This window comes from Mycetocola sp. 2940, assembly GCF_040548835.1.
Classification (GTDB): Bacteria; Actinomycetota; Actinomycetes; order Actinomycetales; family Microbacteriaceae; genus Mycetocola_A.
Genome location: NZ_JBEPSK010000001.1, coordinates 25,560 through 49,727 on the forward strand (window position 1 = coordinate 25,560; position 24,168 = coordinate 49,727).

Genomic DNA, 24,168 nt, shown 5'->3' on the forward strand with positions numbered 1-24,168 from the left:
CCGACCTCACGAGGAGATAGCGGGTGTCGGCCCCAGCGCCAGTTCGAGCGCCTCCCGCCGCGACAGCGTGCGGCCCCGGGCACGTCCCGCCTCGAAGTCCGTCCCCGCGTCGGCCGACGCGAGCATCCGGTCGATGAGCGGGCGGAGAAGGATCACGTACGACCGTTGCTCGATCATGCCGGTGCGCTTTCGGGCGGTTTCGGCCGCGCCGAGGAAAACGCCGGCGCGGCCGGCGTCGCCGGTCAGCGCGGCGCACGCAGCCAGCCCCTCGAAGGCATAGCCGATGCCATCTTCATTGCCGATGTCGAGCGACAGCCTCAGATGCTTCACGAACAGGTCGGGTCGCGCTTCTCCGAGTGTGAGCCGCGCCCAGCCGGCATCCGTCAGCGTGATGCTTTCGACGAATCGGTCGCCGAGGCGCACCGAGTCGTCGATGACCTCGTCAAAAATGGCGAGGGCCTCGGAGGCACGTCCGCGCACCAGTAGCACACTGCCCAGTGCGCCGCGAAAGAGTGCTCGGAACGAGGGGGACTCCCGCGCCAGCTCGACGGCGCGCCGCTGCGTTGTTTCGGCACGGTCGAGGTCGGGAGGCGACGCCGACAGATAAGCGATGCTGAGAACCGTGAGTGCACAGGCCTCACCGAAATCGTCGCCGACGCCGTGGAACAGTTTCACACTCTCGTCGATGCGACCGGGATCGACTGCCGTGCCCGGTTGCGACAACGCGACCCAGGACGAGAAGGCGATCGCGATGGCACGGGTGCGGTCCGCCAACGGCACGCCTGCCTCGAGGATGTTCTCCATCCACGCCCGTGCCTCCGGCAGGAGGTTGCGGATCCACCAGTAGAGAAGAAGGCTCCACACTGCGCCGGCGACGGTGTCGACGTCGCCGAGGGCGATCAGGTACCGGTATCCGGCACGCAGATTGTCCCGTTCCGCCTCGAGCCTGGTGAGGGTGGTCAGCTGGGTCGCCCCCTCCAGGAGCGGCTCCGCCTCCCCGGCCACGCGGATATAGTGCTCAGCATGTCTGCGACGCGCGTCGGGAGCACCCTCATCGCTGGCGAACCGCGCCGTCGCAACCTCGCGGACGGGCGCGAGCATCGAGAAGAACGGAACGCCCTCGACGTCATGCTGCCGCACGAGGCTGCTGTCGACGAGTTCGAGCAGGATCCCGAGCAGATCTGTCGCCCACGGTTCCTCGCTGGCGACAGCCTCGACGGCGTCGAGACTGAAGGCCCCGACGAAGACGCCGAGTCGCGTGAACAGCATCTGCGCGTCGGCACTGAGCAGGTGGATGCTCCACTCCACGGTCGCCGTGATCGTGCGCTGGCGCTCCGGCACGTCGCGGGCGGCCGTCACGAGCAGCGGCAGTACCCGGTCCAGTTTCGCGAGCATCGTCGCCGGTGTGAGGGCGCGGATGCGGGCAGCCGCAAGCTCGATCGCCAGCGGAACGCCGTCGAGCGCCCGGCAGATGAGCGCGACGTGCTCAGCATTGCCGGCAGTCATCCGGAACCGAGGGTCAGCGGCCTCAGCGCGTTCCCGGAACAACTGGACCGATGGCGACTCGAGAATTTCGGCAAGGGAGGCCGTCGCCGGCTTCGCAAGCACGCGCAGGGGCTCGACGTCGAACACGTGCTCGCCGCGGACCCGTAGCCTCGCCCGGCTGGTCACAAGGCAGGTCGCGCCGGGCATGTCGGTGAGAAGTGACACGAGAAGTGGGGCGGCCGTGAGGATCTGCTCGAAGTTGTCGAGAACGAGGAGGTCGCGCCGCCCTGCACGCGCGATGGCAATGAGCTCCGCCACCGGGCGGTTCTCGGCCTCCCGCACTCCGAGCCCGCGAGCGATGGCCGGCAGCACGTCCTCGGCGTCACGCACATGTTCCAGCGCAACGAACGTCACCCTGTCGAAACGGTTCTGGGCAAGTCGTGCGACCTCGATCACAAGCCGGCTCTTGCCGATGCCACCAGGTCCGGCAAGAGTGATCAGCCGCCTTTCCCCACCCAGCCAGGCGAGAAGCGTGGAGACATCGTGTTCCCGGCCCACGAGCGGGGTGACGGATGCCGGCAATCGGCCGGAGGTCGCGTCCTCGGTGGAGCTCGGGCCAGGCGACGCACGGGACGCATCGAACCGCTCGGCGAGCAGGGTTGCAAGGTCGGCCTCGATCAGTTGACCGAGCTCGTCAGCGCTCGAAAACGACTTGTACGCGGCGGTATCGTCGTCACGAATACGAGCGATGAGGCCGTCGAGGCGCTCGTGGCGGTCCGCCGGCTGCTTGAGGTAGATGAGCTTTGGCATCGCGAGGGGAGCGAGCCGGTACTCGTCTTCGAGACCCGAGATCGTTTCGTTCGGCGCGATCCATCCGTACTGCTGCCAGTAGAGCCCGACGAAGACATCACTCTGTTCCAGGTATGCCCGGTAAAGGTCCCGCGGAGGATGTGGCCGCGCTCCGAGTTCGAACATGACCGGCGCCAACCGCAACCTCTCGATCGCGTCGCGTGCTGCGCGCCTTTCGGGTTCGAGTTCGCGAAGCGTAGAACTCACGAACACCCGCAGCCGCTGGTCCGGGGTGCGGATCGGGCGTGCGTGGCCTGCGTCGCTCACGACGACCACGTTGTCGTCCCGCTGCCACTGATTCGGCTGCACATGGAGCCATTGTCGGGCGCAGCGGGAGCGGCGTCCAGCCCGGGTTGTTGGGACGTCAGCCGCGTTCCGGGGCGAGCATGAATTTCAGCCCGATGAGCAGGCGTGTCCCGGTCGGCTTGTGACGCCCAATCGGCCGTCATAGAATGCGACGAGCGATATGAGAACAATGCGTTCTATTATCGAATACCTCGGGCGTCCCGAGTCGTCACAAAGAAGTGAGGAAGCCGTGCAATTCCACCACCACGGATATGTGTCCACGGACCCGAGGATGCAGGCGCCGGCAGGGGTGGGCCTCAACCGCCCCGAAGAGCTTCCCGAGAAGGTGGACGTCCTCATCGTCGGAACCGGCCCCGCCGGAATGATCACGGCAGCCCAGCTTTCGCAGTTCCCCAGCATCACAACCCGCATCATCGAACGACGCGGCGGCCGTCTCGCCATCGGCCAGGCCGACGGCATCCAGGCGCGCAGCGTCGAGACCTTTCAGGCGTTCGGATTTGCGGAACGCATCATCGCCGAGGCTTATCGCATCACGGAGATGGCATTCTGGAAACCAGATCCCACCGACCCGACGAGGATCATCCGCACGGCTCGGGCAGTCGATGACCCGACCGGGATCAGCGAGTTCCCGCACCTCATCGTCAACCAGGCCCGCGTACTCGATTACTTCGCCGACGTGATGGCCAACTCGCCCACGCGAATGAAGCCGGATTACGGCTACGAGTTCCTCGGTCTCGAGGTGGGCGAGGGCGAATATCCGGTAACTGTCAGGCTTACGCACACAACCGGAGCGCTCGAAGGCGAGGGACGAATCGTTCACGCGAAGTATGTCGTCGGTGCGGACGGCGCGCGCAGCGGTGTGCGCCACGCGATCGGTTGCACGATGGCTGGCGACCAGGCTTTCCACGCGTGGGGAGTGATGGACGTGCTCGCGGTCACGGACTTTCCTGACATCCGCACGAAGTGCGCCATCCAGTCCGAAGCAGGGAGCATCCTGCACATTCCTCGCGAGGGTGGCTACCTGTTCCGCATGTACGTCGACCTCGGAGAGGTTGCGGCCGACAACAAGGGCGCAATTCGCAGCACGACGATCGAGGAGATCATCGCGAAGGCGAACGACATTCTGCATCCGTATACGCTCGACGTGAAGAACGTCGCCTGGCACAGCGTCTACGAGGTCGCCCATCGGCTCACCGACCGGTTCGACGACGTGGTTCCAGAAGACCTCGGCTCCCGCACGCCGAGGGTCTTCATCACGGGGGACGCCTGCCACACGCACAGCGCCAAGGCCGGCCAGGGGATGAACGTGTCGATGCAGGACGGATTCAACCTGGGCTGGAAGTTGGCGCACGTGCTCGATGGGCGCAGCCCCGAGAGCCTGCTCAGTACGTACTCGGCCGAACGACAGGTTGTCGCGAAGAACCTCATCGAGTTCGACAAAGAGTGGTCGACCCTCATGGCCCGCAAGCCTGAGGAGCTGAGCGACCCGGCCGAGCTCGAGACCTTCTACACAAGCACCGCCGAATTCCCGGCAGGCTTCATGACCCAGTATGCGCGGTCGATGGTGATCGGCGAGGCGACCCACGAAGCACTCGCTGTCGGGTTCCCTCTCGGCAAGCGATTCAAGTCTGCCCCCGTCGTGCGGGTCGCCGACGCCAATCCGGTCCAGTTGGGCCACCACCATCGCGCAGACGGTCGGTGGCGCCTCTATGCCTTCGCTGACGCGGCCGCAGCCGGCGCGGCCTCCGGGGTCGCCGACTGGGCCGAGTGGCTCAGGACCTCTCCGGATTCGCCTCTTCTCGTCCACACACCAAAAGACACCGACGTCGACAGCGTCTTCGATGTCAAGGTGATCTACCAGCAGGCCCACACCGCGATCGACATCGCCCGTGTTCCCGACACCTTCCTGCCGCGGGTCGGACCTTTCGAGCTGATCGACTACGAAAAGGTGTACGCGACCGACCCGCTCCACGACATCTTCGACCTCCGCGGAATCGATCGGGGCGGGGCGGTGGTCGTTGTGCGCCCGGACCAGTACGTGGCCAACGTGCTTCCGTTGTCAGCGACCGACGAGCTCGCAGCATTCTTCCGGCCGATTCTTTTCGCCCGGTAATCAGCGGCCTGGGCGCAGCGGCGCGAGCCGCATGCGGTTGAAGCGCCGTGACGTACCATCGAGGAGTGCCTCCCCGTTCGCCCCTGCCGCAACGACTCGGGCTCGACCCCGCGTGGATGCGGACACCTGACCTGGATCGTTCGCGACCGGACCCCTGGCCGACCATGGGGGACTGGCTGCATGAGCGCCTGTCTCTGTTTCTCGACGTGCCCGCGTTCCTCGCCGAGGGGCGTTTCGTCTATGAAGCGGGCCGTCCTGTCGCCGCCGACGATCCATACCGGCCGCACACGTTCGTCTGGTTCCATCGCGACCTCCGCGTCGAAGCATCCGTCCCCGGCCACATCCACGTGGTTCACCGTGACGAGCGCATCGTCGTGGTCGATAAGCCGGCGTTCCTCTCCACGATTCCACGGGGGCGGCACGTGGCGCAGAGCGTGGTCGTGCGTCTTCGGGCGGAGCTCGAGCTGCCGCAGCTATCGCCGCTGCACCGCCTGGACCGGGTGACGTCGGGGCTGCTCATCCTCGCGACCGAGAAGTGCTGGCGCGGGGCTTACCAGTCGATGTTCCAGCGCGGCGAGGTCGGCAAGATCTACCGGGCACTTGCGCCGCGGCGCGTTGGCCTCGAGCTGCCCGTTACCGTTCGCAACCACCTCGTCAAGCACCGCGGCCGGATGCAGGGCGACATCGTGCCGGGAAAGCCCGCCAACTCGGAATCCCTAATCGAACTGGAGACCGTGATCGACGAGTCGCGGGCCGTCTATCGACTCACACCGCGGACCGGGCGCACCCACCAGCTGCGCATGCACATGCTCAGCCTGGGGATTCCGATCGATTCAGACCCGCTCTACCCGGTGGTCAGGGAGGTCTCGGTCGACGACTTCGCCCATCCGCTGCAGTTGCTTGCCAGCGAGCTGAGCTTCACCGACCCGGTCGACGGCGGAGCGCGTCGCTTCGCCAGTGTGCGCTCACTGCCACTGCTGGACGAGGGTCATTCGATGTCGCGCTGAAGCTTCGGCAAGGCGGCTGATTGATTCTCTACCCTCAGAAACCCGTGGCGTTCTCGAGAGCCGGAGAGTATTTTGTTCGCCATGATCCGGAGACACCGAACGTTCGCCGACGCAGGAGCGCTAGCCCTCACCGCGTCCATCCTGTTTGCAGGACTACTTTCGCCGGTTGCCGCCCAAGCCGCCCCGGCCGCCGCCCCCATCCACGCCATCCAGGCTGACCAGGGAAAGAGCCCGGTCGTCAACTATGTCGCCTTGGGCGACTCGTACGCTGCCGGAGTCGGCGCCGGGTTCAACGAAGACAACGCCTGCAGGCAAAGCAGCCTGAGCTACCCGGAGTTGCTCGACGACATCAAGCACGTGAAGCTGATCGCCGATGCGAGCTGCAGCGGTGCCACCTCCGCGGATATCCTCAGACAGCTTTCGGCACTTAAGCCGAACAAGGACATCGACGTCGTCACGGTGACCGTCGGCGCCAACGACCTCGGCGGCGCCGGTGTCGTGGCCGCCTGTGCCGTGGCGTTCACGTCGCCGGAGTGCCAGAACGCCCTGGCCGCCGCGACCGCTCTGATGACACCGCCGGCTCCCGGGGAGCCGAGCGAACTCGCCGTGCGACTCGCGACGACATTCGCCGCAGTGGCCGCGGCCGCCCCGGATGCGACGATCCTGGTTACCGGGTACGCGTACCTCTTCGAGACGCCCCCGACCACCGACCCGAACTATGCGACCATCGTCGCGATCAACACCGCGACGGCGGCATTGAACACGACGATTGAGACCGCTGTCGCACTTGTGGCGGCGACAGGGGTCGACATCCGCTACGTCGACGTCACCGACGATTTGGCCGGCCACGGAATTCTCAGCCCCGACCCGTGGATCAATGCGAGCGGACCTGATGCGTTCCATCCGACCGCGGCGGGCTACGTCGCATACGCGGAGGCGATCCGATCGGAGCTGTGACGCAGGTGGCCTGAGCCCTCGACTCCCGGCGAGGGCACCTTAAGCCGAGCATTCCTCACTTTTGATGGTGGACCGTCGGTTTTGAGAGTAGCTTTTGCCCATGATCCGGTTATCTCGTTCGTCCGCCGACGCCGGAGCCCTTGGGCTCGCGGCGTCCATCCTGCTCGCAGGACTTCTCATTGCGGGGCCCGCCCACGCGGCCCCGGCGGGTGCTGTCGCCGTCGGAGCACCGGCCGCGCAGAGCCCCGTCGTCAATTACGTGGCGCTCGGAGACTCTTATGCTGCCGGCCAGGGCGCCGGGTTCTACGACAACGCCTGCCTGCAGAGCGACCTGAGCTATCCCGAGATGCTCGACGACGACAAGCATGTGAAGCTTGTCACCGATGCCAGTTGCAGCGGGGCGACGACGACCGATGTGCTCGGACAACTCGCGGCTCTCAAGAAGAACAAGCATGTCGATCTCATTACGCTCACGGTCGGAGCGAACGACCTGGGGGTCGGCGCCATCTCAGCAGCCTGCACCGTGTCCTTCACGTCACCGCAGTGCCAGGCAGCGTTGGCAGCCGCGCGTGCCCTTCTCACCCCGCCCGCCCCCGGAGTGCCGAGCGAGCTCGCGGTGAGACTCGCAACGACGTTCACCGCGGTGGCAGCGGCTGCCCCGGATGCGACGATTCTCGTGACCGGCTATCCGTACCTGTTCGAAACTCCGCCGCCGACCGACCCGAACTACGCAATCATCAGCCAGCTCAATGCGGCGATGGACCTGCTCAACGGCACCATAGCCGGGGTCGTACAACGGCTCGCCCTGACCGGTGTCGACATCCACTATGTCGACGTCACAGATGACTTCGCCGGACACAGCATCGGCAGCACACAGCCGTGGATTCATGCGAGTGGACCCGATGCGTTCCATCCCACCGCCGCCGGCTACGCCGCATACACGACGGCGATCCGGTCGGAACTCTGACCGAGTCGAATGGCAGCGAGATCGTTCTCTCGCTGCCGTTCACCGGCCTGTGGCTGACGCAGAACAGCCCCGCTCGGCGCGTGCCGAGTCATGGGGCCGACGTGCTGGGCGAGCGGTACGCCATCGATTTCGTCGGCGTGGACACCCGCCGCCGGACGTCGACAATCTGTGACCGGCACACCCTGTTCGGGACCGAACGGCCCGAGCGGTTCGTCGGTTTCGGCCGACCGATCCTTGCTCCCGTCGACGGCATCGTGGTCGGCCTGCACGACGGCGAACCCGACCACGAAGCGAGGCGGTCGCCGCTGGCACTGGTGCCGTATCACCTCGGTCAGAAGGCAAGACTCCGGGAAGGAGTCGCCGCTGTTGCAGGCAATTTCGTCGTGCTCGCCCTGCCCGACCGCAGAACATTCGTTGCTCTTGTGCATCTGCGCCGGGACTCCTTGCGGGTGAATCTCGGTGACCACGTCGCGAGAGGGGACCCCCTCGCCCAATGCGGCAATTCAGGCAACTCGACCCAGCCGCACCTTCACCTCCAGGCGATGGACAGCGACGATCTGCCCTTCGCCCGGGGCATCCCGATCACCTTTCGGCGGTACCGCGAGCAGGCGGCAGGGAGACCGGGATTCGAACTCCGTACTACCGGCGTTCCCGGCGAAGGCGCGGTGGTGCAACCGGCGGAGTAAGAGATGCTCACAATTTCGTCAACCCGGACCCGATGATCACCGCGCCGGCCATGAGCGCGACCCCGAGCATGAGCGCATCGCTGTTGGCGATGATCCATTTTCGGGTGGCCTCAAGCGGGTTTCTGGCCTTTTCCGGCGCCAGGAGATATCCGATGATGGGGAGGGCGACCGTCGAGACCCCGACCAGCGTGAAAACGACGATGACGACGACCGCGTCCCCGGCGCGGAGTGAGGCGTCACGGATCACCACGGCACCGGCGACGGAAAGGATCAGGTTCTTCGGGCGAAGGGCGAGGGCTCCTCCGAAACCGAGTGCCCCCCACGCGTTGATCCGGTCCAGAGCGCTCATCCAGCGAGGCGACTCCGACGGTTGCCGCCTGTGCCGGCGCCGCCAGGTGACGATCGGGTACACGAGCAGGGCACTGCCGAGAAGGATCCGAATCACTCCCACAGCCGTGTCATCTCGCCGTCGGAATGACGTCGGCACCAGCCCGAACCCGATCGTCAACACCGCGAGCACCAGAAACATGCCCACGGCCCAGCCGATCAGGAGCATGACGCTCACCAGTGGCTTCGCGTCGGAGAGGAGGATGAGAATCGCCGAGAGGATCGGGATGGTGCTCAGTGCCACGGCTATCGCCAGCGGCAGAATCTGCCCGATGGCCTCAGTCATGGCGTCTCGCCGATCTGTGTCATCCGACCGTCGCCTTCGCGGCGCGACCGGCTCGCGCGGAGCGCTACCCCAGTGCCTTGGCCTTGAGCGCTGCGTACTCCGCCTCTGAGATCGCCCCGGACTTGAGGAGCGACTGGGCTTTGGCGATCTCATCGGATCCGCTCACCCCTTCACCCCATCGAGGCACGTAGTCGGCGGGGTCGGACGGACTCACCATGCCACGCGAGTTTCGCTCGTTCATTCCCTTACCCCGGGCGAGGAGGTAGATGATCACAGTCGCCAGAGGCAGGAAGACAAGGAAGATGACCCAGACGGCCTTGAGCCATCCGTTCAGCGACTTATCGCGAAAGATGTCTGCGAGCACGAGAAACAAAGCGAACAGGTAGGCGATGAACACATAGATCCAGAAGAACCACAGGAGAATGCCCCACAGGTTGCTCAACGCGTCCATGCCCATCAGCTCCTCTTTTGTGTCATCCCGCATCGATCCACTGCAACATAACCCACAGGCGAGGCCCAGATAGTCATCCGCAGTGGGTGACATCTGCCGCACCATCCCGTCACCTGCCGCGGACTTCTCGCCCTACCGACGAGAAAGGTCGGCTCCGGTCCGGAAACCACCTGCCGTGGTTCGGGTCGTTCACCCTTTGCGGATGACGACGGAGCGAAAAGCGGACCGGAAGATGAATGCGGAGGCGTGGGAGGGCAGGGCAGTGACCAGTGAATCGTTCGAGATCGTCATCAAAGGCACGCTCAGCGAGCCGGTCGCCGACCTGATCGACGGTTTTGAGATCAGCAAGGTGGAACACGGCGAAACGCACCTGGTCGGGTTCGTCCCTGACCAGACGAAGCTGCAGGGAATCCTCACGATCTTCGGGAACCTCAACATCGAACTGGTGTCGGTGAACCCGGTTCCGAACTCAGTGTCGGGAACCTAGCTCGACGGCCTCATCGGCACTCGTACGTCGACGCCGCCCTCGAGGGTGAGGCGACCGCCCATCTTCACCATCATCGGCGCGGCGGTGAATCCGCCGGCGAACAGCGCTTCACCCTGGGCGAAACGGGAGGCTCGAGCGAGCATCGCGGGCGGAACGAATCCGAAGATCGTCGCCAGTTCATCGAGGTCGATCGGCGAAGTCATTTTCATCAGCGCCAGGTTGTCGCATTGCGACATGATGCTCGGATGGATCCGTGACGGCCTCTGCGTCGACAGCAGGAGCCAGAGACCGAACTTTCTTCCCTCCGCTGCTATCTGGATGAGTCGTTCGCGCACTGCGACGTGGAGGGGACTTTGGTGTTCGGGCGAGCCCAGATTGTGCGCCTCGTCGATCACGATGAGCAGCGGGCGCCGCTGTTCCCTCCTCGCCCAGAGATCGTCAAGCACCGCCATCGCCACGACGAGTGACTCGTCGGGATTGTCGAACCCGCCGAGGTCGAGCACCGTCGCATCGGGCCGGGTGTCGACGATGTCGGTGACCGCCTCGAAGCCCCGCGCCCAGACATTCCAGTCGAGGAGCCCGAGATTCTCCACCCGGGCAGCGAGGGCCGCCGCGGATGACGTGCCCCGCGCGATCAGTGCGGACACGACGTCCTTTCCGTCCAGGGCCCCCATCGTTTCTTCGATGTGAATGAGCTCGCTGTACTCCTCCCGATCATCGAGTGGATCGAGGTGCATGACAGCGGCCTTCGCGTGCAAGGGGAGTGAGACAAACCTGACCCGAAGCGAATCGGGGTCCGGAGACGACGGACGAAGAATCCGGATGTTACGTTCCGCGAGCGCGCGCGCGGCATCCGTGTCTTCTGCTGACGGGCTGGACTCCCGAAGCCGAACAAAGTCCCCATTCGGGTCGAAAATCACCATCGGCAGGTTGGTGCGCAGAAGCAATTGCTCGAGGACGACGCCGAGCGCATACGTCTTGCCCGACCCACTCTGGCCGCACCAGAAGGTGTGGCGGTTGAATCGGTGGGGGAGCAGGTGCGCAGCAACGTCTGCCGAAGCGAGGTACGAGCCGATCTCGAGGACGGCCCCAGGGTCGTCGTACAGCGCTTCGACCTCCGCGGCGTCTGCCACTCGCACGCGCGCCGCACCGAAGGGCACCCCGCGGCGCTGGTCGAGTTTCTCGCCGTCGTCGGACACGACTCCCAGGATGCGGCCCGAGCCCTGCAGGTCGCCGCCACCGATCGAGAAGGCGACCTCCTCCACCTGGCCCAGCTGCCGCGTGCCGTCCTCAGAGTGGAGGGTGACGAACCCGCCGGGCTGGAATGCCGACCGAAGCGATCCGGCGAACTGGAAGGACCTGCCGTCGAGCGACACCGCGGTCGTCTCGGGAGCGGAGTCGAGCGTGTTCGTGGTCATCGTCACCATTCATCCAGGGCTGTGGCGTTCAGCCACAGAGTAATGCCGTACGTCCGCGGCAGGTAGGGACCTCCCGACCTCAGGCGATATCTCATGCTCCGTGGGTGATCTGGACGGCACGGTGGTCGAGCAGAGTAACCGTCAGCACACAGAATCGGCACGATCGAGGAGCTCATGACTGACCCGGCGAATGTCAACTTGCTCAGGCGGATCGAAGAACTCGAGGCCGAAAACGGAGCCCTGCGCGAACAGTACAAAGCGCAGCGTCCCACGACGCCCGCCGAGACGGGAGAATTCCCTCGCCGGAAGCCTCGGGGCTGGGCATGGACCTTTCTCGCGACTGTGCTTATCGTCCTCGGGGCTCTGCTTGCCCCCGTTGCGCTCGTGGCGTCGTGGTCGAAAGTCGTTCTGACCGACACTGACCAGTTCGTTGCGACGTACGCCCCGCTGGCCGAGGACCCGCAAGTTCAGGCGTACATCGCCAACGAGGTCCTTGCGGAGATCAACCAGCGGATCGATATCCCAACGCTCACGGCGGATGTCATCGATGGCATTACGGAGCTCGGCACGGGCCCGCGGGCGACTGAGGCACTCGAGTTGCTGAAAGGGCCGGCGGCCTCGGGCGTCCAGTCGCTCCTGGAGAACGTGGTCACCCGATTTGTGGAGTCAGAGGCATTCGCCAACGTCTGGGCCACAGCTCTGCGCGTCAGTCACACACAACTCGTGCGCGCCATGGGGGCGGACCCGGATGCCGCGCTCCAGCTGGGCGACGACGGGTCAATCGGTATTCAGCTCGGCCCCATCATCGACGCCGTGAAATCAGCATTGATCGACCGGGGGATTGGCCTTGCCAACCAGATTCCCGAGGTCGACCGAACGATCGTCATCGCGCAGTCTGATGCCCTCGCGACGGCTCGGCTCGCTTACGGCCTCGCGGTGACCGCAGGTGCCTGGCTGCCCTGGATCGCCATACTGCTGCTGGCGCTGGGCGTTCTCGTCGCACGTCGCCGTCCGATCGCACTCATCTGGGCGGCAATCGCGCTGGCCCTCTCCATGGCTGTGACGCTGGCAGCCCTCGCAGCGGGAAGCATCGCGGTGATCTCGGCACTCAGCCCGTCCGTTCTTCCGGCGGGTGTTGCCGGGCTGCTCTATGAGACCGTCGCCGGTGACATACGGAACACCGCGATTGCGGTCCTCGTGCTTGCTCTCGTCGTGGCCCTGGTCGGCTGGCTGGCTGGCCCGTTCGAGATTCCCCGACGACTTCGGGGCATGGCGAGCGAAACGGCGGGTGCCATTCGCGGCGCGGCCGAGCGCCGCGGCATCACGACCGGTCGTTTCGGAGTCTGGATCTACACGCACCGCACCCTGCTCAGAGCCCTCATCGCCGTTGTGGCGGCCTTGGTCGTGCTGTTCGTGCGACCCGTCACCGTTGAACTCACCCTGTGGACGCTGGTGCTGGCTGTACTTGCCCTGGCCGTCCTGGAACTCGTGCAACGCCCCGTGGTCACGGTGCCGGCGGCCGCCGAAGAAGGGGTGCCCGTCGTCGAGGTCGAGTGACGCGGGACCGCTGCGCCCGAGGCATCTCCCTGTGGGCACAACCACCAACCAGGAGAGGACAACACCATGAGCACCGAGAGTTCCCGGCGCGCCGCCCCGCAAACGGAGTGGGCAGGATGGGTGAGGTTTGCGGCGATCATCCTTCTGGTCAGCGGCGTCTTCAGCGGCATTCAGGGTCTGGCGGCCGTCGTCGGTCCCGACACGTACTACGCCGTCGTCGAAGGAGAACTCTTCCTCCTCAATGTGGAAGGGTGGGGCTGGGTCAACCTGTTCGTCGGCGCCCTCCAACTCGTGACCGCGATCGGGCTCTTCTCCGAAGCCGGCTGGGCGCGGGTGACGGCGATTGTCGTCGCCGTCCTCAGCGCCGTCGTGCAGATGTTCCTCGTACCGCTGCAGCCCTGGTGGTCCTTCATCGTCATCGCGATCGACATCATCATCATCTACGCGGTTGTCGTGCGGGGCCAGGAGCTGCGCGGCTCGGAGGGGCGTCGCCTGATCGTCACACCGGTGCGAAGTCGTGCAGGTCGGCTCGGGCGCCCCGGACGATGATGCACGAGGATTCCGGGATCTCCTGCCACGCTCCGCGCAGGTCGCCGAGCGGTTCTGACACCACGAGTCGCGCATCCTTCGAGAGATCGTGGAGCACGGGATTGTCCGGATACTGCGAGCGCAACGTCGACACGTCGGTGCTGTGGAACAGGGATCGGGATTGCCTGGCGCTCGAGTACCGGAACGCCCACGTGGTCTCACCGTCGGTCGTCGCTACCGTCATCTGGATCGGTAGCTCGACGCCGTGGCGCCGACCGGTCTCCTCGATGAGTCCCACCGCGCGGGCGACGGCCCCAGGCGGGTCCTCGGCGAGTCCGAAAGTGAGGGCGAGGAAGAAGAACACCTCGGAGTCGGTCGACCCTTCGATATCCGGGTAGAGCGACGGATCGACAGCCAGCGTCAGGTCACGCTTCACCGTCGGGAAATTTGCGATCGCGCCGTTGTGCATCCAGAGCCACCGACCATGACGGAACGGGTGGCAATTGGTCTGCTGTACCGCTGACCCCGTCGACGCACGGATGTGGGCGAAAACCCGCCCGGCGGATGCCTGCGCCGAGAGTTCCCGCAGGTTCCGGTCATTCCAGGCGGGTTCGATGCTGTGGTAGATCCCCGGCGTCTCGTGGGAACCGTACCAGCCGACACCGAAACCGTCGCCGTTGACAGTCTCCACGCCCAGCCGGGAGTGCTTGCTTTGGACGACGAGCGAATTGGCGGGCTTGTACAGCAGATCTTCGATAAGTACAGGCGAACCGGAATACGCAATCCAACGACACATAACGACCTCCGTCCCGCAGTCCACACCGTGAGGTCGCCGGGCGAATCATCCGCGCAGGATGAACCACCGCTCCGGGATGCCCCGTGGCGGCATCCCGGAGCGACTACCGGTCGGAGAGCGCCGGGGAGAGGCGCACGAGCCGGGCGGTACTGGTCTCGTCGATCTCGGCCACGGTGTCACGCGATTTGACGAAGTCTGAGAAGGAGCGGAATCCGAGTGCTTTCTCGCTGAACGACGGGTCCATCCGCTTCATCTGGGTCTTCACGCTTGAGCTGTGCAGCCAGTCGGCGTCATCCTTCTCATGTCCCAGCCGGAGGGCGCGCTCGAGAAGACTGGTGGCAACCACCTGGGGGTCCGGTTCGACCTCGGATTCTTCCTCGACCTCGGGCTCGGGCGATTTGGCACGCCGGGACGCCCGCCGTCTGGGCGGAACTGCCGAGTCCGGGTCGGAGAACACCGGGGCGGCCGGGGAGGCGAGCTCCTTGGGAACCGACGGTTCCTTCGTGGCGGTGTCGGTGGCATCCGTCACCGTCTTCTTCGACCGGGACGGGCGGGTGGCCGTGGCGGCTGCGGGCTCGGGCTTCTCCTTGAGCGGTGCGGCCGGGATCGGCTTCACGCCGGGCAGCGCGTCGTAGGTCGCGAAGTCGTCGCAGGCGGCAGCCAGCGAACGGCTCGTCGATCCGGCGACGCCGATGCCGACGACGTAGCGGCCGAGCCTCTTGCAGCGCTGGGCGAGTGCGATGTAGTCCGAGTCGCCCGCCACGATGATCACGTGGGTGAGGTCGGGGAGGCGGAACATGTCCTCCACCGTGTCGACGGCGAGGCGGATGTCGGCACCGTTCTTCGCGTAGGCGGCGGCGGGGAACAGCTGCACCAGGTCGACGGCGCGGCTGACGAGCTGCCCGCGGTAATCGGCGTTCACCGGGGCCGACCAGTCAGCGTAGGCGCGGGTGAGGACTAGCGTCCCGAACGACGAGGCGAAGTCGATGATCGCGCCGACGTCGACGGTCGCGCGGCCGAGTTTCTCCGCGATCTCCGGGTCCGTTTCGCGGTCCGCGGCCGTGAAGCCGCGGGCGCGGTCGCGCATGAACTGACTGCGGCCATGCACCTGGTCGTAGCGCGAGATCACGATGTTGTCGAAGTCGATGTAGACGGCGACGCGTGAATCGACGGGTTCGGGCATGTCGAGCTCTTCTCGGTGGAGGGTGTGCTCCCAGTCTGGCCCGTGCGTGGCGGGCGCGCCAACTGTGAGCCCAATCGGTGAGCGCCGGGGGCTGCTGACGTGGGCAGCATCCGAGCGTTCACTCGTCGTGCGACGTGCTGAACCCGCGATGCGCGGACAGCAACTCGAACTCCGGACGGTTCGCCACAGAACGCTCCACCTCGTCGAGGACCTCGGCGGCATGACGATGATCTGCCGACACGACGACGGCGCCGATCGCAGTCCGCCGGTGGAGGTCGAGGTGGCCGACCTCGGCGACGCTCACCTCGAAACGCCGGCGAAGCTCGGCGACGAGGGGTCGCACGGCCGAGCGTTTCTCCTTGAGCGTGTGCACGTCGCCGAGCAGGAGGTCGAATTCGATCCAGCCGATCCACATCCCCTCAGGATGCCACGCGGGCGTTGCCGGCGGCATCCGCGTTGCTCGGCCGAAAACGGCTGGACTTTCTCGAGAAGTCCAGCCGTCTCTAACCGAGCAAGCGCCTCAGGAGGCGGTCGCGGGCACCGCGTCGTCGAGGAACGCCGAGATGTCGGCGAGCTCTTCGGCCGAGATCGAGTGAGCGAGGCCCGGATACACCTTCTCGGTCAGGGTGCTGTGTGCGGGCAGCCACGCGGCGATCCGCGCGGTGGTCTGCGGTGAGATGACGCCGTCGACGTCGCCTCGCCCGAAGAAGACCGGTGGTCGCAGCCGGGCGAGCTCCTCGTCGCCGGGGAGCACAGCGTCGAGGCTGAACCCGGAGAGCACGACCCCGGCGGCGAAACGCGCAGGGGAGTGGCGGAGCAGCTGGGTAACCATGAGGCCGCCCTGCGAGAACCCGACCGGGATGATCGGAGTCGACTCGTCGACGTGATCATCCAGCCACCGCAGGATCGCTTCGGTTGCGTCGTGGACCGGTGCCGGCTCGGGCTTACCCGGCGTCGTGATCGGGAACCACGCGAACCCGCTCGCCGAAATAGCGAGAGGCGCGCGCAACGACACCCAGTCGAACCGGTCCGGCAGGAACGAGGCGAGACCGGCAAGGTCCTCCTCGTGCGACCCGAAACCGTGCAGGAACAAGAGCAGCGGTTGCCCCGGCTGGGTCGCCGGGTCGGCTGGGCGTCGAACGGCGACGTCGATGAGAGCGGACATGAGCGGCCTAGCGCCGCGGCTTGCGCGCCGAGCGGTCGTCGCGGTCGTCCCGCTTGCCCGGGGCGCCGCGGTCGGGACGCAACTCGATCAGCTTGCCGCCGATGCGGGTGCCGGTGAGCTTCGCGAGCACGTCGTCGGACAGGTTCGCCGGCAACTCGACCAGCGAGAACTCGGGCCGGATGTCGATGTGGCCGAAGTCGTTCCGGCTCAGCCCGCCTTCGTTCGCGAGCGCGCCGACGATCTGGCGCGGCTCGACCTTGTGGCGCTTGCCGACGGCGATGCGGTAGGTCGCGAGCGACGAGTCGCTCGCGCTTCGCGGGCGGCGCTCGACCCGGTCACCCCGTTCGAAACGCGATGGTCCGCGGTCGTCGCGGCTGGGACGAGAAGCGGATGCTTCCTTCCGCTCACGCTCGTCACGGTCACGCTGGGCGCGCATCTCCTCGGGCGAGAGCAGGAGCGGGGTGTCGCCCTGGGACACCACAGCGAGCGCGGCCGCGACGTCGGCTTCGGGAACGTCGTGGTGCTTGACGTAGTGGCCGATGATGTCGCGGAACTGGTCGATGCGGTCCGGCTGGCCGAGTGCTTCGGTGATCGCGTCGTCGAAGCGGCTCAGGCGGGTGGCGTTGACGTCGTCGACGCTCGGCAGCTGCATCTGGGTCAGCGGCTGGCGGGTGGCCTTCTCGATCGCGGTGAGCAGGCGGCGCTCACGCGGCGTCACGAAGCTGATCGCGGTTCCGCTGCGCCCGGCACGCCCGGTGCGGCCGATGCGGTGCACGTAGGACTCGGTGTCGATCGGGATGTCGTAATTGACCACGTGGCTGATGCGGTCGACGTCGAGTCCGCGAGCCGCGACATCCGTCGCCACGAGGATATCGAGCTTGCCCGACTTGAGCTGATTGACGGTGCGCTCACGCTGCACCTGGGCGACGTCACCCGAGATGGCCGCGGCCGAGTAGCCACGGGCACGGAGCTTCTCGGCGAGGGTCTCGGTCTCGTTCTTGGTGCGGGTGAAGACGATCATGCCCTCGAAGTTCTCGACCTCGAGGATGCGGGTGAGGGCGTCCACCTTCTGCGGGTACGACACGACGAGGTACCGCTGGGTGGTGTTCACCGAGGTCGTCGTCTTGCTCTTGACCGTGATCTCTTCGGGGTCGTGCAGGTACTTGGCCGAGATGCGGCGGATCGCTGCCGGCATGGTGGCGGAGAAGAGGGCGACCTGCTTGTCGTCGGGGGTGTCGGCGAGGATCGTCTCGACGTCTTCAGCGAAGCCCATCTTCAGCATCTCGTCGGCCTCGTCGAGCACGAGGTACTTGAGCTCGGACAGGTCGAGGGTGCCCTTGTCGAGGTGGTCCATGATCCGGCCGGGAGTCCCGACGACGACGTGGACACCGCGGCGCAGGGCCGACAGCTGGACGCCATAACCCTGGCCGCCGTAGACGGGCAGGACGTGGACACCCTTGAGGTGCGCCGCGTACTTCTCGAACGCCTCGCAGACCTGCAGCGCCAGTTCACGGGTCGGCGCGAGCACGAGGGCCTGCGGGGTCTTCTGCGAAATGTCGAGGCGCGAGAGGATCGGCAGGGCGAATGCGGCAGTCTTGCCGGTTCCGGTCTGGGCGAGTCCGACGACGTCGCGACCGGCGAGGAGTGGCGGAATGGTGGCGGCCTGGATGGCGGACGGGGTTTCGTAACCAACATCACGCAGTGCCTTGAGCACTGCGTCAGCGAGCCCAAGCTCGGAAAATTTCTGGCCGGCGGAATCAGCGTCGCTGGGCACAGTTGTATCAGGGGAAGTCATACCCTAACGGTAGTCCTATGTGGATGTGTATCTGTCGTGACGGATGTTGCAGGCGCCGCCGATAACTCTCGGCCCGCTCTCAGGCACCCGGGAACAGCAATGGATGCCGCTCTGTTCTCCTTCTCGACACGATGCCCGACAATGGACAGTGTTCAACACGAGGAGGCCACACCATGACTGGTACCACCGAAACCGCGATTCTCGCCGGAGGATGTTTCTGGGGAGCACAGGAGCTCCTGCGCAAGCGCCCGGGAGTGCTCTCGACGCGCGTGGGCTATTCCGGCGGCGAGACCCCGAATGCGACGTACCGAAACCACGGCAACCACGCCGAGGCTGTTGAGATCGTGTTCGACCCGCAGCAGATCTCGTACCGCGACCTGCTCGAGTTCTTCTTCCAGATCCACGACCCGTCGACGAAGAACCGCCAGGGCAATGACGTCGGGTCGAGCTATCGCTCGGCGATCTTCTACCTCTCTGACGAGCAGAAGCGCGTCGCCGAGGACACCATCGCCGACGTCGACGCCTCAGGCCTCTGGCCCGGCAAGGTCGTCACCGAGGTCACGCCTGCCGGGGAGTTCTGGGAGGCCGAAGAGGAACACCAGGACTACCTGCTGAAGTACCCCAACGGCTACACCTGCCACTTCGTCCGCCCGGGCTGGAAGCTTCCGCGCCGCGAGGCCGAGGTCGCCGGCTAAAGCACCCCGTCGAGAAGCGCTCCCGAGTTCGCTCGAGAGCGCTTTTTCGTTGCAACCGGGACCGGACGAGGCGGGCTCGGGCGAAACCCTGCGCCGCCGCTGGCGCGCCGCATTCACCCGACAGGGGTGATGCGGGCACGCCGCGCCCGCAGGATTCTGGCTGAGGTGCCTTGAGCTGGACCACCCGACCTGGCCCGGTCCGTCACTGGTCGGGTGGTCCTACCGGTCTTCCTCTCGGTCTGTCGTGACCGCGGTGGTATCCCTCTCCTCAGCCGAGGTGATGCCCGCCGTTCACGGCCAGTCGCTCGCCGGTGATGAAGCCCGCCCGATCGGATGCCAGAAAGGCGACGGCCGCCGCCACGTCGGCGGGAACCCCCATCCGCTGGACGCCCTGCTGCGCCCGCCACTCCGATTCGACGTCGGGGGAGAGGGCCCCGTGACGTTCGACCGGGATCCACCCGGGCGCGACGAGATTCACCGTGATGCCGTGAATGCCGAGTTCGCGAGCCCACCCCCTGGTGAGGCCGAGCATCGCGCCCTTCCCCGCCATGTAGCCCGACCATCCGGCATCCCCCCGCTCGAAGAGGTCGGAACCGATGTGGACGATCCTCCCCGTTCCCGCCGCCTTCATCGACGGGAGGACGGCCTGGGTGAGCAGGAGCGGGCTCTTGGCGAAGAACTCGAGGTGTCGGAGCACGTCGGCCCAGAGGAGGTCCTCGACCAGGATCGGTGGTTGTGGACCTGACGCGTTGGCGACGAGCGCGGTGACCACGCCGAGCGTGTCTGTGATGCGGGCCACCATGTCGGTCACGGCGACCTCATCGGTGACGTCGGCACCGAAGGCTTCGGCGGTGCCTCCGTCGGCGCGGATCGCTGCTGCGACGGATGCCGCGGCTGGTTCAGTGAGGTCGTTGACCGCCACCGCCCATCCGTCGTTGGCGAGGGCGCGGCAGATCTCCGCCCCGAGTCCCCGACCGGCTCCGGTGACGAGCGCGACCCGCCTCGCCGTGCTCACTGATTGAAGATCAAGGTGCAGACGAAGCACGCCGCGGCGATCAACGCGACGGCCACGCTCGACAAGAGGGCAACTCCTGCCATGCCGGTTCGTGCGGGCCAGGTGGGGATGTTGTTACTCATGCCATCACCTTAGGACCAGGCCAGGCGGCGGGCCCCGGCCGACCGGAGGAATCGGGGCACACGGACGCCCGACAGGAGAGAACGCACAGGTCAGCGCGTCGTCTCCTGTCGGGCAGGTACCGGATGCCGCGGGTCAGCGACGGACAGCGGATTCCGCGAGGATCCCGTCGATCTGCCCGATCGCCTCGGTCAGGCCTTCTTCCATACCCATGTCAGACATTTGCTGGAGCTGCTCGGTGCTCCTGAACGTCGTGACGAAGGTCATTCTCGTGACGCCTTCTTCTTCTTCGAGCGTGACGACACAACGGGCGCCGTCGTCGGGGTCGAGAGGTTCGCCATCGTCACCAGCGAATCCTTCATCGAACTCGAGGCGGTGCGGCGCGCTGATGTCGACGAACTTCCACCAGCCACGCGGCTTCTCGCCCTCAGGCCCGGTCATGTAGTACCTGACGTCTCCGCCCGGTTCGAAGTCGAGTCGGTCGAAGGTCGCCGGCACCGTCGGGGGACCCCACCAGCGTTCGAGCAGACGCGGGTTCTCCCAGAGCTGCCAGACCTGGTCGACGCCGGCGGCGAACTCGGCGGTGACGGTGAGGGTCAGGTTTTCGACGTCTTTGTGTGAGCTGATCACGGTCACTGTTCTCTTCCTTTCTCTGACTCGGAGAGGAGATCTCCGAGGCGTTCGGCACGGTCGTGCCAGATCTTCTCGTACGCGTCGAGCAGGCGAGCCGCACGGCGAAGCGTTTCGGCGTTGCCGTGGACGAGCTGCTCCCGCCCCCGCCGCACCTTGGTGACGAGGGCTGCGCGTTCGAGTACCGCCACGTGTTTCTGCACAGCGGCGAAGCTCATCGCGTAGTGTTCGGCGAGCGCCGAGACCGACAGTTCGTGCGACAGGGTGCGCGACACGATGTCCCTGCGGGTCGCATCCGCGAGGGCCTGGAAAATGCGATCCACTGTCGGGTCGCTCAACTTATCTACAACCATTTGGTTGCAGGTTAGCACCGACGGCAGCGCCCGCCAAGGGGTTGTTGGACTGCCACCGGTGTCGTGCCCGTCGCGCCGGTGTTAGTGTGACCGCCGAGCCCGATTCCCGGGTGGTCGAGGAGGCGTCCGTGGACGATGCAGGAGACGCCTGGTCGGCGGTCGCGGCTGAGTGGGCGGAACTGTGGGGCAGTTTCGCGGACCCGGTGCGGCGGGCAATCGTGGCGGCCACCGGCATCCGCGCGGGTACGCGGGTGCTCGACGTCGGTTGCGGAAGCGGGGAGTTCCTCGGCATGGTCCAGGAGGCAGGTGCCGTCACTGCAGGAATCGACCCGGCGCCCGGCATGCTCACCCTTGCCCGCGCCAGGGTTCCCGCAGCTGACATCCGCCCGGGTTCCGTCGACTCCCTGCCGTGGCCCGCCGCATCCTTCGACGTGGTGACCGCGGTCAACGCCCTGCAGTTTGTCGACGACCCGGATGCTGCGCTCGCCGAGATGGCGCGCGTCACCGTTCCCGGAGGATTCGTCGCCGTCGCCAACTGGGCGGACGCCGCACGCAACGACATCCACCTGATCGAACAGGCGGTCGCGGCCTCGTTCGACGAAGAGCTTCCGCCTGACGACGATCTCCGGCTTCCGGGCGGACTCGAGCGGCTGGTCCGTGCGGGCGGGCTCAGGCTCGTGGCGTCCGGCACGGTTCCTGCGCGGTGGGAGGCGCCCGATGACAGCGCGCTTGTCCGTGGCATCCTGCTCGGCGAAGACAGCGTCGGCCTCGCCGAGGGCGCCGGTACGGTTCTCAACGCAGCCCGGGGGTTCCGGATGCCTGGAGGCGGCTATCGCCTGGAGAACGCGTTCCGGTTCGCGGTCGGTCGCGCACGCGAAAAGGGGGCGTGACGACGAAACCGTCGTCCGGGGAGTGCTCTCAGCACGTCATCCGGTCCAGAATGTAGGCGCCGACCGATTCGTACGCTGACCGAAAAAGGAGAAAACTCGTGGCACTCTCGATCCACTCGACCGACTTTCCTGACGGTGAACGGATTCCCGTCCGTTGCACGGGTGACGGGGAGAACGATCTGCCGTCGCTCACGATCGACGGCGTCCCGCAGTCCGCCGTCGAACTCGCTCTCATCTGCCATGACCCCGATGCGCCAGGTCGCGGTGGTTTCACCCACTGGACCGCGTACGGTCTCGCGCCCGGGACGGCGCAGGTCGCGGTCGCCGACTACCGCGAGGGGCCGAACGACGCCGGCGAACCCGGGTGGTACGGGCCAAAACCTCCGGCCGGGCACGGAACGCACCACTACACCTTCACGGTGTACGCGCTCTCGCGCGCTGTCGACGGTTCACCGAACCGGGCCGAGTTCCTCCGGAGCTACGCGAACGCGGTTCTCGAGCAGGCCTCGCTCATCGGCACGTACTCCCGCTGACGCGGAGGAGTTCGTTCCGGGGGAGGACGCCGCAGGTGGTGGCCTTGTGAAGTCCACCGTGGTCGAATGGTCCCCATCGCACAGGGAGGACACGCCATGGGCCGGTTGATCTACACGGGGATCGTCTCGCTCGACGGGTACATCAACGACACGTCGGGCACTTTCGACTGGGCAGCACCCGACGAGGAGGTCCACGCCTTCGTCAACGACCTGGAGCGGTCGGCGACGACGTACCTCTACGGCCGGCGGATGTACGAGGTCATGAAGGTGTGGGAGGCCGTTCCGGAGATGCCCGACCAGTCCGAGGTCATGCTCGATTACGCCGATCTGTGGCGGAAAGCCGACAAAATCGTGTTCTCCCGGTCGCTCGAATCGGCCACCACGCCGCGAACCCGGGTCGAGCGGGAGTTCGACCCGGATGCCGTGGCCCGGCTCAAAGAAGAAGGGGAACGCCACATCTCCATCGGCGGCCCGACGCTCGCCGCAGCCGCGGTCGCCGCCGGCCTCGTGGACGAGTACCAGCTGTTCCTCTGCCCGGTGCTCGTCGGGGGCGGGACGCCGTTCTTCCCGGACGGAAGCGACGCAGGGCTCGAGCTGCTGGACGAGCGCCGCTTCGCGAGCGGCATCGTCTATCTGCGGTACGCAGCACGTCCGTAGCCCTGACGGTGATCGAGCACCTTGCGAAATCTACCGTTTATCGATATCTTTCTATCGAAACGGAAGAAGGTTCCTCCATGGGAAAGTTGACAATCGTCGCGCTGCGCATCGTAATCGCCCTCGCACTCGTGGGGTCGCTGGGGGTGCAGTTTGTCATACTGCCGCTGGTGTGGGCGGATCTGGAAGGGACGGAGGATTGGATCCGGGCACTGTTCGTCGGCATCCTGGCTCTCGGAATCGTGACCATGCAGGTCAGCGCGATCTGCGTGTGGCGCCTGCTGACGATGGTGAACAGAGGCTCGGTGTTCACCCGAGGCGCTTTCCGTTACGTCGACATCATCATCGGGGCGATCGCGGCGGGTTCACTCCTGACCTTCCTCCTCGCCGTCCTGCTCGCGCCCGGTGGCGTGGCGCCCGGCATCGTCGGTCTCATCTGCGGGGCGTCACTCGTCATCGCCGGTGTCGCGTTGATCGTGCTCGTCCTGCGGATGCTGCTGGCCCAGGCCGTCGCCCGCGAGATCGAGGCAGAACAACTGCGGTCCGAGCTGAACGAGGTGATCTGATGCCGATCGTCGTCGACATCGACGTCATGCTCGCCAGGCGCAAAATGCCGGTGGGCACGCTCGCTGAACGGGTCGGGGTCACGCCAGCCAATATCGCGGTACTCAAGAACGGGCGCGCCAAGGCAGTACGCTTCACGACGCTCGAGGCGCTGTGCGAGGTGCTGGAATGCCAGCCGGGCGACCTGCTTCGCTGGGTACCAGACGGCTCCCCGGAAGGTCTCGAAGCCCGTTAGCGTCTCGTCATGACCCGCAGCGATGAGGCCGGCGTCCGGGACCCCGCGCCGATGGG

The 24,168-nt window shown here is 66.2% G+C and carries 27 protein-coding genes; 14 read left to right on the forward strand and 13 right to left on the reverse strand.

Annotated features, from left to right (window positions below; translation table 11 throughout):
- Positions 1-6 precede the first annotated feature (6 nt).
- The gene (locus tag ABIE24_RS00125) at positions 7-2,601 is read right to left on the reverse strand and encodes an ATP-binding protein (protein ID WP_354495639.1); all 2,595 of its coding nucleotides are present in this window, start codon (positions 2,599-2,601) and stop codon (positions 7-9) included.
- Positions 2,602-2,869: 268 nt separating this feature from the next.
- Between ABIE24_RS00125 and ABIE24_RS00130 the strand changes: the two genes are divergently transcribed.
- From ABIE24_RS00130 to ABIE24_RS00150, 5 genes are all read left to right on the forward strand, one after another.
- Positions 2,870-4,753: an FAD-binding monooxygenase gene (locus tag ABIE24_RS00130; RefSeq protein WP_354496407.1), complete on the forward strand. Its 1,884-nt coding sequence runs from the start codon at positions 2,870-2,872 to the stop codon at positions 4,751-4,753.
- A 65-nt stretch (positions 4,754-4,818) separates the two neighbouring features.
- Positions 4,819-5,760 carry a pseudouridine synthase gene (locus tag ABIE24_RS00135; protein ID WP_354495641.1) on the forward strand — a complete coding sequence of 314 codons (942 nt, stop codon included), beginning with the start codon at positions 4,819-4,821 and terminating at the stop codon, positions 5,758-5,760.
- A gap of 81 nt (positions 5,761-5,841) precedes the next feature.
- On the forward strand, positions 5,842-6,717 hold the full coding sequence (locus tag ABIE24_RS00140) for an SGNH/GDSL hydrolase family protein (RefSeq protein ID WP_354495643.1): 876 nt from the start codon (positions 5,842-5,844) through the stop codon (positions 6,715-6,717).
- Between the two features lie 100 nt (positions 6,718-6,817).
- Positions 6,818-7,684, forward strand: coding sequence for an SGNH/GDSL hydrolase family protein (locus ABIE24_RS00145; protein WP_354495644.1), 867 nt, complete (start codon positions 6,818-6,820; stop codon positions 7,682-7,684).
- 80 nt (positions 7,685-7,764) lie between these two features.
- Positions 7,765-8,370: a M23 family metallopeptidase gene (locus tag ABIE24_RS00150; protein WP_354495646.1), complete on the forward strand. Its 606-nt coding sequence runs from the start codon at positions 7,765-7,767 to the stop codon at positions 8,368-8,370.
- Between the two features lie 7 nt (positions 8,371-8,377).
- Here the strand turns inward: ABIE24_RS00150 and ABIE24_RS00155 are convergent, their stop codons facing one another.
- The gene (locus ABIE24_RS00155) at positions 8,378-9,043 is read right to left on the reverse strand and encodes a GAP family protein (protein ID WP_354495648.1); all 666 of its coding nucleotides are present in this window, start codon (positions 9,041-9,043) and stop codon (positions 8,378-8,380) included.
- 64 nt (positions 9,044-9,107) lie between these two features.
- Positions 9,108-9,527 (reverse strand): SHOCT domain-containing protein, encoded by a 420-nt coding sequence (locus tag ABIE24_RS00160; RefSeq protein ID WP_354495650.1) that lies wholly within the window; start codon positions 9,525-9,527, stop codon positions 9,108-9,110.
- Between the two features lie 169 nt (positions 9,528-9,696).
- Between ABIE24_RS00160 and ABIE24_RS00165 the strand changes: the two genes are divergently transcribed.
- On the forward strand, positions 9,697-9,981 hold the full coding sequence (locus tag ABIE24_RS00165) for a DUF8691 family protein (RefSeq protein WP_354495651.1): 285 nt from the start codon (positions 9,697-9,699) through the stop codon (positions 9,979-9,981).
- Here ABIE24_RS00165 and ABIE24_RS00170 read toward each other — a convergent pair.
- Positions 9,978-11,399, reverse strand: coding sequence for an ATP-binding protein (locus tag ABIE24_RS00170; RefSeq protein ID WP_354495653.1), 1,422 nt, complete (start codon positions 11,397-11,399; stop codon positions 9,978-9,980). The two genes, ABIE24_RS00165 and ABIE24_RS00170, sit on opposite strands and share 4 nt — an antisense overlap.
- Before the next feature lie 174 nt (positions 11,400-11,573).
- Between ABIE24_RS00170 and ABIE24_RS00175 the strand changes: the two genes are divergently transcribed.
- Positions 11,574-12,956, forward strand: a complete 1,383-nt coding sequence (locus ABIE24_RS00175; protein ID WP_354495655.1) for a hypothetical protein — start codon at positions 11,574-11,576, stop codon at positions 12,954-12,956.
- A 66-nt stretch (positions 12,957-13,022) separates the two neighbouring features.
- The gene (locus ABIE24_RS00180; protein WP_354495657.1) at positions 13,023-13,505 is read left to right on the forward strand and encodes a DUF7144 family membrane protein; all 483 of its coding nucleotides are present in this window, start codon (positions 13,023-13,025) and stop codon (positions 13,503-13,505) included.
- Here the strand turns inward: ABIE24_RS00180 and ABIE24_RS00185 are convergent.
- The 5 genes from ABIE24_RS00185 to ABIE24_RS00205 all read right to left on the reverse strand — a co-directional run bounded on the left by ABIE24_RS00185 (position 13,456) and on the right by ABIE24_RS00205 (position 18,423).
- Entirely contained in the window at positions 13,456-14,280 is an 825-nt protein-coding gene (locus ABIE24_RS00185) for a class II glutamine amidotransferase (RefSeq protein ID WP_354495659.1), read from the reverse strand. The genes ABIE24_RS00180 and ABIE24_RS00185 overlap by 50 nt on opposite strands.
- Before the next feature lie 103 nt (positions 14,281-14,383).
- Positions 14,384-15,463, reverse strand: coding sequence for an NYN domain-containing protein (locus ABIE24_RS00190; protein WP_354495661.1), 1,080 nt, complete (start codon positions 15,461-15,463; stop codon positions 14,384-14,386).
- Between the two features lie 118 nt (positions 15,464-15,581).
- A complete protein-coding gene (locus tag ABIE24_RS00195; RefSeq protein ID WP_354496409.1) occupies positions 15,582-15,878 on the reverse strand; it encodes a DUF503 domain-containing protein in 297 nt (98 codons plus the stop codon).
- A 105-nt stretch (positions 15,879-15,983) separates the two neighbouring features.
- Positions 15,984-16,628 carry an alpha/beta hydrolase gene (locus ABIE24_RS00200; RefSeq protein ID WP_354495663.1) on the reverse strand — a complete coding sequence of 215 codons (645 nt, stop codon included), beginning with the start codon at positions 16,626-16,628 and terminating at the stop codon, positions 15,984-15,986.
- A 7-nt stretch (positions 16,629-16,635) separates the two neighbouring features.
- Positions 16,636-18,423, reverse strand: a complete 1,788-nt coding sequence (locus ABIE24_RS00205) for a DEAD/DEAH box helicase (protein ID WP_354495665.1) — start codon at positions 18,421-18,423, stop codon at positions 16,636-16,638.
- A 173-nt stretch (positions 18,424-18,596) separates the two neighbouring features.
- Here ABIE24_RS00205 and msrA point away from each other — a divergent pair, with 173 nt between their 5' ends.
- Positions 18,597-19,118 (forward strand): peptide-methionine (S)-S-oxide reductase MsrA, encoded by a 522-nt coding sequence (msrA, locus tag ABIE24_RS00210; RefSeq protein WP_354495667.1) that lies wholly within the window; start codon positions 18,597-18,599, stop codon positions 19,116-19,118.
- 268 nt (positions 19,119-19,386) lie between these two features.
- Here msrA and ABIE24_RS00215 read toward each other — a convergent pair whose 3' ends face one another.
- The 4 genes from ABIE24_RS00215 to ABIE24_RS00230 form a co-directional block, all read right to left on the reverse strand.
- Positions 19,387-20,133 (reverse strand): SDR family oxidoreductase, encoded by a 747-nt coding sequence (locus ABIE24_RS00215; RefSeq protein ID WP_354495668.1) that lies wholly within the window; start codon positions 20,131-20,133, stop codon positions 19,387-19,389.
- A complete protein-coding gene (locus ABIE24_RS00220; RefSeq protein WP_354495670.1) occupies positions 20,130-20,255 on the reverse strand; it encodes a hypothetical protein in 126 nt (41 codons plus the stop codon). The genes ABIE24_RS00215 and ABIE24_RS00220 overlap by 4 nt, the downstream gene beginning before the upstream one ends.
- A 133-nt stretch (positions 20,256-20,388) precedes the next feature.
- Positions 20,389-20,889, reverse strand: coding sequence for an SRPBCC family protein (locus ABIE24_RS00225; protein WP_354495671.1), 501 nt, complete (start codon positions 20,887-20,889; stop codon positions 20,389-20,391).
- Entirely contained in the window at positions 20,886-21,236 is a 351-nt protein-coding gene (locus ABIE24_RS00230; RefSeq protein ID WP_354495672.1) for an ArsR/SmtB family transcription factor, read from the reverse strand. The genes ABIE24_RS00225 and ABIE24_RS00230 overlap by 4 nt, the downstream gene beginning before the upstream one ends.
- Before the next feature lie 128 nt (positions 21,237-21,364).
- Here ABIE24_RS00230 and ABIE24_RS00235 point away from each other — a divergent pair, with 128 nt between their 5' ends.
- The 5 genes from ABIE24_RS00235 (at position 21,365) to ABIE24_RS00255 (ending at position 24,112) form a co-directional block, all read left to right on the forward strand.
- A complete protein-coding gene (locus tag ABIE24_RS00235) occupies positions 21,365-22,126 on the forward strand; it encodes a class I SAM-dependent methyltransferase (RefSeq protein ID WP_354495673.1) in 762 nt (253 codons plus the stop codon).
- A 98-nt stretch (positions 22,127-22,224) separates the two neighbouring features.
- Positions 22,225-22,659, forward strand: coding sequence for a YbhB/YbcL family Raf kinase inhibitor-like protein (locus ABIE24_RS00240; RefSeq protein ID WP_354495675.1), 435 nt, complete (start codon positions 22,225-22,227; stop codon positions 22,657-22,659).
- 96 nt (positions 22,660-22,755) lie between these two features.
- On the forward strand, positions 22,756-23,316 hold the full coding sequence (locus ABIE24_RS00245; RefSeq protein WP_354496411.1) for a dihydrofolate reductase family protein: 561 nt from the start codon (positions 22,756-22,758) through the stop codon (positions 23,314-23,316).
- 77 nt (positions 23,317-23,393) lie between these two features.
- A complete protein-coding gene (locus ABIE24_RS00250) occupies positions 23,394-23,879 on the forward strand; it encodes a DUF2975 domain-containing protein (RefSeq protein ID WP_354495677.1) in 486 nt (161 codons plus the stop codon).
- Entirely contained in the window at positions 23,879-24,112 is a 234-nt protein-coding gene (locus ABIE24_RS00255) for a helix-turn-helix domain-containing protein (protein WP_354495678.1), read from the forward strand. Before ABIE24_RS00250 ends, ABIE24_RS00255 begins: the two co-directional genes overlap by 1 nt.
- The last annotated feature ends 56 nt before the right edge of the window (positions 24,113-24,168 follow it).